Below are 7,795 nucleotides of genomic sequence, written 5' to 3' on the forward strand. Positions count from 1 at the left end.
AAATTAATCAGAGTGTTTTTTCAAATAATCTTTTTCAAAACCCTAATCCTAATTCAAAAAGGAACCGTACACTATCCTTTGAACCAAACCAGGAATATTTAGTAGTGATTTTATTAATGACAGTCAACCAGAATCCTCCCCCATACGCAGTATGCCACTGATGAGAATATTCTCCCGGGAACCAGACACGACCATAATCGAAACCGACAAACAGACCATATTTTAACGGAGTAAAAGGATTTTGAATTTTACCCATATCCATTCTAAAATCAGTTAATTGGTAAAACGTTTGTTTACCGATAAAACGATTATTCCGGAATCCTCTCAAATTAAGACTTGCCGCTTGATAAAAATCATATTTATTATCAAACAAAAGTTTAGCATTCATTTCAGTTGCTATCGAAAACCGGCCGGAACAGCGAAATTTTGATGCCACGCGCATATTGGCATAAGGGAAATTACGTCCCGTTTTTTTTATATTCATCTTCCATCCGGCTGAAACATCCACCTCAAAATCAGGCATGAAAGAAGCCAAACTGTTACGATATTGATATCCGGCTTCAAGCCCGGTAAACAAATTCATTTTAAATATAGAATGTGATTCCGGATAAACTTCGTTTATATAATGACCTTCCGTATGAAGAGCTTTGTACATTTCGAAAGAGGCTGAGAAGGTTAGTTGCTGGCTTTTCTTTACTTCCCATTGAAAAAACGGACGGACTGAATATTGGCGAATACGAACCCGGTTATAATTCTTCTTCTCATCCTTAAATCCTTCCGTATTGTTTCCATAACCAAAAAAATTCGAAAAATTTTTGGGTGAACCAATAAAAACATCCAAATTAAAACTTTTTCGTTTATTATAGAACGGGAATGTCCCTTGATACATAAATCCCCGTAAATAATTATAACCGATTCGATGCCGGAATGTAAACGGTGACTGCTTAAACCCATATAAAGAATAAGTAAAAAAAGCACCTAAACTAAATCCGACATCCGAATCATAAAACCCCCAAGGTGTAAATGAAAATTCCTTATATCTCATTTTCTCATAATCATATTCGTGCACAGAGGGTTCGTTTGTTATTATTTTATGTACATCTGGTAAAGCATCCAACTTCTGACGTTCTGTCTCATAGGCGTAAAGACGAATATGATTTCCATTTTCTATTTCATAGGTATTATTCCCCTTACCTGTTATCAGGTAAACCGGAAATTCTTTTCCAGCTTTTCCCTTCACTATGTAACAGTCATTTCCAGCCAGTCCGTAAAGCCAAATTTCTTTTGTATTCCGGGCAGAAAATAGTTTATCATAGGAAGGTATATCATTATTTCCATTATAAATGGATATTCGTACCAAATCCGGTTCCAAACGTCTGACAATAATCCTATCATCTTTTTCCGTACCAATAATCACCGGAGTGCGTTGTAATTTGCGATAATACTGACAAGCCATATATTCCAGACTATCCCGACGGTTTTTCAATTTCACTTTTATAGCCTCCGTTTCCGAACCCTGAATTGCCGAAGGTAAAATACGAAAGGCTTCATCTATGACCGAATCCGTCAAAACCGATTGTAATTTCCGAGCTTGCCGCAACCAGACAACCTCATTACTTTCGCTCGCCAACGCCATGTCAAGAGTATACCCCAATGTATTTATCTTTTCTATATCTACAGGATGATTACTGTAGTTCGTAATAAAACCTAATCCCAAAACCTTGAGCATACGTTTAAACAAAAAACCATCCACTTTAGTAAAAGCATGATTGCGATCTACAACAATGGGAGAAAATGAAACACTATCGCCTTTCGGAATCACTTTCCAACTCCAATTTTCAGGCACTTTATTCCAGTCACCAATCAACATATCATAAAGACGTTCGGAAATATATTGTTCCTGATTAACCCGAAAAGATTTGCTAATCCTGATTTGTTCAAGTAATTGTTCTGTCGTTAAAATATTTTCCAGCACAGTCGTATCCGGCAAATCACGGATGCTGACAAGTTTGTCTTGAATATTACTGCCGTTCGCCATCGTATCAGTGTCGATTGTAGCTTTCTCCAAATAAAAAATTCTGGAATTATTAAAATATAAACCTGAAACTTTTGCCATATAATCTGCAGACAAAAAAGTGTATGGATTAATAATAGTATAAGCATCCCCTATAAATTCGTCCAAATACGTACCTTTAAAATCATGTTTATTATACATTTCCTGAAAAAACTTCGACTCAAGAAAGCTGGTCGAGCCACCCAATGGTTTAAGCAAAAACAGTTGTTTTTGTCTATTTCCTAACAAGAGTCCATGAAAATCAGACACCTGACCTATAATCTTAATATCATCCAACAAAGTGTCCATCCTAACAGAATTGGCAACTATAGGTGTAGAATAAAGAGTACGGTAATGTATTCCCCATAATAACTTATAAACATTACTCTTATTTTTCAAGCCTTGCGGATAAATAGATTTGCGAACTGTATCCTGTGTCTCCGCTTTTAACAAATGAACGGTGAAAAGAAAAAACAGTAGATTGACAAATATAAATACAGAAGAGGGTATAACCCGTCCGGATATAAGCCTGCTTTTCTTTGATTTGCCATTCATAAAATCCATCTTAAATTTCCCAATAAATAAATAACATTTAAAGGGAGGATGTTGTTTAAATAATAAAACAAACATAGATATGAATTTATTAGAAGTATTAGAAGGCGTTATGCGGTCAAAAAGTTTAACCCGTCTAAAGAAGTGGAACAATGTTACCTTCAGGATACAGGGATGCTGAAAACGAATGGCTAGTGAAGCTGAAAAAAGTTCGTCACTCCATGTCTGAATTCTTAATTGAAATCAAATAAAAATTTCAAGGGTGCATTTCAGGTCCAGTTTTTGAAGTGCACCCCCTTTCTTTAATATTTTTGCAACATATCAAGCATCTTCTTATCCAATTTATGTCCATGCCAATCCACATAATCCACATCTTTACGACCTGAATCCAATATACCGAAATCTCCCCGGAAATTCCATAAAGCATAGCCTATATTATGTTCAGTCAGAATACTTAACACATCACTGAACCAAGCAATAAACACATCGTGAGGAGTCTCACGGAAACAACCACATTCACCGCAATGTACACCGACTCCCTTCGCCATCAGCTCAAACCAAGGCTGATAAAAATCTTCAAGCACTTTCCGATTGAACGTTTGTCCGTCAATCACTCCCGGCCAAACAACCGCAGGAGAATCATCCGGATTTTTCCAAACCCAAGAAGCCCGGTAATGCGAGATGTAATGTGGAAAATATCCCCGACAACTCTGCGAAATATTTACTCCGGCAAGCTCTGGAACAGGTTGGTTTCCACCGGAATTACCGTCAGCGACCACCAAACGTTTCGGATTATATTTATGAATAGCTTCCAGGCAACCTTCCGCCACTTTCTTATAAACAAGACCGTCAACAGGGCCGGATTTACTAAACTGGTCATTCATATCTTCCCTGAAATTGGGCTCATTCACCAAATCGAAACTCAATTTATCGGCTGAAACATGGCGGAAGCGTTTACTCCACATCTCCCAATGTGTATAAAAAGCCTGTTGAGCTTCAGCATCTGTCCATAAATTATAAGGTTCATGAAAACCGGCATTAATACAATAACCCGGAGCACGATGCAAATTCAAACTCACATGCAACCCCTGTTTATTGGCTTTATAGACCAATTCTTCAACAGCGGAAAGTGCTTCTTCATTATAATCGAAAATCTCATCCGGCTTAATCCGCAAACTATTGTCGCCTTTTGGATTAAAGTTCAGATACGAAGGATAAGCTATCGGAATACGAACAAAGTCGAACCCCCAATCGACCATCCATTTAAAATCATCTTCAGTCGTCACATTGGGACTCGGTTTATCCGGTTTGCGATAATGAGAAGGTGAAAAGAAATCCAGCAGGTTAAATCCCCGCCAGCGAGGTAATTTGTTTTTTACTTTTTCCGTTTCCATAATGGAAGCCGATAAAGAATTAGCCAACACATGATCCGAAACGCCTAACATGGCAGTTCCCAACCCTATTGTTTTCAGAAAAGAACGACGGTCTACATTTACCATAATAGCAGAGAATTAAAAAGTTAATTGTGATTTTCCAAAAATAAAACAAATTCTCGAAAAGACCATCTAAAAAGTATTACTTTTTTGAACTAAACTGTACTTTCAAATGTATTATGTAGACATATAATCAAAAATATTTATCATGGATAGTCAATTTCTCAAAAAAGTCATCACTTTCACAAGTATCATCCTGCTTCTGTCCGGATGTAGCAAAAATACAATCATTTTTGAAAATGGAGATGAAAACAATCCAACCAATACAGGTATTACACTGGTTACTTTCAATGCAGCCGTCGAAGGCCGTAATCTCCAAACTCGCGCTATGTCACCAATGGAAAAAGGGATACAAAACAGATTATTCGCGTTCAAATCACCGGCTGCAAGTACACAAGACAGTCCAATAGCCGAAGGACTCTATATCACATCTTCACCTGGTGTATTAATTGGTACCGATGGTTACAAAATGTATTTGGAAAATGGCGTTTATAACTTTTATGCTGTATCCGACAACTTCTCCACCATTCCTCCTAAATTCACCAATGGGACATCAGAGCCGTTATTTAACGGTATTGATTATCTGTGGTGGCACAGCACACAACAAGACGTTATCAGCACACAAATAAATATACCCATAGTTTATCTGCATACAGCAACTCAAACAGTTTTCAAATTGGTAGAAGGTGACAGTATTAAACTGGACAAATTAATATCAGCCACAATTACCCCTTCAAAACCGGGTGCCAGTATGAATTTGCAGACCGGAATTATTCCACCTGCCCAAACATACGGTGTTGCAGACAAAATGGGTATTAACGGACTTCTATGTCAATACATCATGCTCCCTCTGGAAACATCCAACCCAATGACACTTACACTTGAACTGATTGTAAATGGAGAAGCAACATCCCGAACCTACACAGTGGAGGTTCCAGTTCCTGACGGTGCACTAAAAGCCGGATGTTCATATTTATTCGAAGCACTCATCAACGCCAGTACCGTCACTTTCCCCAGTGTCAGCATTAAACACTGGACAGATGTAGACGAAACAGGAAAACCTCTTTACCCGACTTTAGAGTAATCTTTGGATTGCTTGGTATTGAGGTGGTTGTTTGAGTGGGAGCAAAATCAGTAAAATAGTTCATTCGGAATACACAGTACATGACAAAAAATATATAGTATGAAACTATCAATTAAAAAAATAACGAAGCCCCCCTTATCCATTTCCTGTGTATCAAATAGATAGTCCCCCCTATCTCGGCAAATTGACAAGATGTTCTCCATTTCGGTGTTTCACTATCGGATTGATACGTTAAAAAGGGTTACATGTGCGGGTAATTTATTTTACCCGCCATACTAATCCTATTTAGTTGCCTTACTAATGACATTTTGATAATCGTACGAATTGATTTCCGGAACTTTCCGTCTACGTCCTTACAGAAACTTTAAAATATGCTTTTGGAGTAAAACCAGAAAAGAAAAAAGATCTGGAATGTCCCTTTTTTACACCGTATATCAATCTAAGAAATCTTACTTTTGCCTGATAGTTAAGGCAAAATGGAGAAAATTCAAGTAATACAACCTACCAAATTGCTCGCTCCTTATATAAAGCAATATTGGTTTTTGAGGATAGATGATGTAAAGCAAGGCTTTCAGCGTTCTATCCCAGCAGGTTGCGTAGCACTCGTTTTTCATAAAGGAAACAAAATTATTTCTTCTTTTCATAAGGGGATACAGCCACAATCCTATATAAGTGGACAAATCAGTACTTATTCAGATATAGAATTTTCATTCTTGGATATGGTCATTATCCTATTCCAGCCTATCGGATGCAGGATGTTTTTTCCATATTCTATGGAAGAATTTACTAATCAAAATATAGGCATTGATTTATTAGATAATACCTATTTAGTAGAATTGGAAGAGAAAATAAATGAAGCATCTGATACTTATCAAACGGTCAGATTGATAGAAGAATATTTATTAAATAGATTATGCAAAAATATTCCATGCAATGCCAATAGGATGATGACTACCGTTCAAAATATCAATGAAGGAGAAGGAAATATATCCGTTTTATCTCAAACTGCTTGTTTAGGATATAAGCAATTTAAACGAATATTCGCTGAATATATAGGACTAAATCCAAAAGATTTTATCCAAATCACACGATTTAGAAAGACATTCCATATTTTGCAATCAATTCCACAAATCAGTATAAGTAAAATTGCCTATGATTGTGGATATTACGATAAATCACATTTAATAAAGGAGTTTAAAATGTTCACAGGTTATACCCCTAAACAATTACTTGATAGTTGTGATACTTATGACGAAAATCTATCGGTATTCAATTCCGTATTTATCAACGAAAATAAGAAACTTAACAATATCGCTTTATGAAATTATTGATATACGGTGCTGGCGTAGTAGGCTGTACTTATGGCTGGCAATTATCCAAAGTCGGATATGATGTTACTGTATTGGTGCGTAAAGGGCAAAAAGAACTTGTACAAAAAGATGGTATTCACATTATCTGTTCTGACTTTAGAGAGAAAATAAGAAAAGATATAGATGTAATCTTTAAGCCTACAGTAATAGACGAACTTTCGTCAAATAATGAATTTGAATATATTATTGTCGCCACCAATAAATTGCAATTACCAAATATATTGCCAACTCTTTCAAAGTCAGCAGGAGAAGCAAATATCGTATTTTTCCAAAACAACTGGGATGTTTTTACAGAAATAGATAAATATCTCAATCCTGAACAATACTTTTTTGCCTTTCCTTTTATGGTCGGGGGTGGAAAAGAAGATAAAAATATACATTGTGCTATTTCAGGTTTAAAATATTCCAATACCCCATTAGGAGAAAAAGATGGGCGAATAACTCCACGAGTAGAAAAACTTTTTGTAGCACTGGATAAAGCAGACTTAAAACCTGTTATTTCTAATCAAATATTAGTATGGTTAATTACACATTATGCTGTCGCTGCCGGTCTTTCTGCCGGAATAATGAGTGCCGGAAGTGCCTCCCAATTTATAGAAAACACACCTATTATAAGAACTACAATGAAAGCTATTCGGGAAGGCTTAGCTATTTGCAAAAAAATGGGTATCAATCCTAAAACAGAAAAAGCAAACAGATTATATCTTTTACCTTTATTTATCAGTGTGCCAATAGCAAAGAAAATTTATAGTAATGATGCTCTGCAACTTATGTTTGAAGGACATATAAATCATTCTCCTGCTGAAATAAGGCAAATGATAGATGACATAATAGATAGTGGTGTAAAATATGGCGTTGCAACTCCTAATTTATTTCAATTAAAAAGTTATATATCTTCTGACTAAAACTAATACAAATAAGTGAATTGGGCTATCAATTTGGTAGCCATTAAATATAAAAGTATATGAAAGATATGTTACAAGAGAGATTTTTCCGACTATTGTTAGAAAGCTCGCATCGCAAAGTTTCTACATCTGAATTTGCAGAAGCCATTAAAGAATTGGCTATACATTTAGCCGATTTTAGTATCAACGAACAGGATTATAGCGTTTTACTACGTTATTTTTCCTTTGGTTTACACCGTCTTAAATCGTATCGTGTGCGGTTTGAGCAAGAAAAAAATGCCCTATTTGCATTTGATTGATGAAGCAATAGGACTGTTAAACACTGAAATGCGCATTGT

At 36.1% G+C, this 7,795-nt stretch carries 6 protein-coding genes; 4 read left to right on the forward strand and 2 right to left on the reverse strand.

Annotated features, from left to right (window positions below):
* Nucleotides 1–34: 34 nt before the first annotated feature.
* Together DW103_RS07570 and DW103_RS07580 are read right to left on the reverse strand one after the other, a co-directional pair.
* Entirely contained in the window at nucleotides 35–2,608 is a 2,574-nt protein-coding gene (locus tag DW103_RS07570; protein WP_147381193.1) for a hypothetical protein, read from the reverse strand.
* A gap of 299 nt (nucleotides 2,609–2,907) precedes the next feature.
* Nucleotides 2,908–4,104: a glycoside hydrolase family 5 protein gene (locus DW103_RS07580; RefSeq protein WP_122275067.1), complete on the reverse strand. Its 1,197-nt coding sequence runs from the start codon at nucleotides 4,102–4,104 to the stop codon at nucleotides 2,908–2,910.
* A 142-nt stretch (nucleotides 4,105–4,246) separates the two neighbouring features.
* On the opposite strand from DW103_RS07580, the gene DW103_RS07585 reads away from it, so the two are divergent.
* From DW103_RS07585 to DW103_RS07600, 4 genes are all read left to right on the forward strand, one after another.
* Nucleotides 4,247–5,182 (forward strand): fimbrillin family protein, encoded by a 936-nt coding sequence (locus DW103_RS07585; protein WP_122275068.1) that lies wholly within the window; start codon nucleotides 4,247–4,249, stop codon nucleotides 5,180–5,182.
* Between the two features lie 476 nt (nucleotides 5,183–5,658).
* On the forward strand, nucleotides 5,659–6,504 hold the full coding sequence (locus DW103_RS07590; RefSeq protein WP_122275069.1) for a helix-turn-helix domain-containing protein: 846 nt from the start codon (nucleotides 5,659–5,661) through the stop codon (nucleotides 6,502–6,504).
* Complete coding sequence (locus DW103_RS07595; protein WP_122275070.1) at nucleotides 6,501–7,457, forward strand: ketopantoate reductase family protein; 957 nt, start codon at nucleotides 6,501–6,503, stop codon at nucleotides 7,455–7,457. The genes DW103_RS07590 and DW103_RS07595 overlap by 4 nt, the downstream gene beginning before the upstream one ends.
* A 59-nt stretch (nucleotides 7,458–7,516) precedes the next feature.
* Nucleotides 7,517–7,756: a hypothetical protein gene (locus DW103_RS07600; RefSeq protein WP_122275071.1), complete on the forward strand. Its 240-nt coding sequence runs from the start codon at nucleotides 7,517–7,519 to the stop codon at nucleotides 7,754–7,756.
* Nucleotides 7,757–7,795 lie beyond the last annotated feature (39 nt).

The organism is Parabacteroides sp. AM08-6, from assembly GCF_003473295.1.
In the GTDB taxonomy this organism is placed as follows: Bacteria; Bacteroidota; Bacteroidia; order Bacteroidales; family Tannerellaceae; genus Parabacteroides.

What these genes read in the sequence shown, in the direction of transcription:
- DW103_RS07570 (WP_147381193.1), bottom strand. Translation starts at nt 2,608, where the DNA reads ATGAATGGCAAATCAAAGAAAAGCAGGCTTATATCCGGACGGGTTATA.
- DW103_RS07580 (WP_122275067.1), bottom strand. Translation starts at nt 4,104, where the DNA reads ATGGTAAATGTAGACCGTCGTTCTTTTCTGAAAACAATAGGGTTGGGA.
- DW103_RS07585 (WP_122275068.1), top strand. Translation starts at nt 4,247, where the DNA reads ATGGATAGTCAATTTCTCAAAAAAGTCATCACTTTCACAAGTATCATC.
- DW103_RS07590 (WP_122275069.1), top strand. Translation starts at nt 5,659, where the DNA reads ATGGAGAAAATTCAAGTAATACAACCTACCAAATTGCTCGCTCCTTAT.
- DW103_RS07595 (WP_122275070.1), top strand. Translation starts at nt 6,501, where the DNA reads ATGAAATTATTGATATACGGTGCTGGCGTAGTAGGCTGTACTTATGGC.
- DW103_RS07600 (WP_122275071.1), top strand. Translation starts at nt 7,517, where the DNA reads ATGAAAGATATGTTACAAGAGAGATTTTTCCGACTATTGTTAGAAAGC.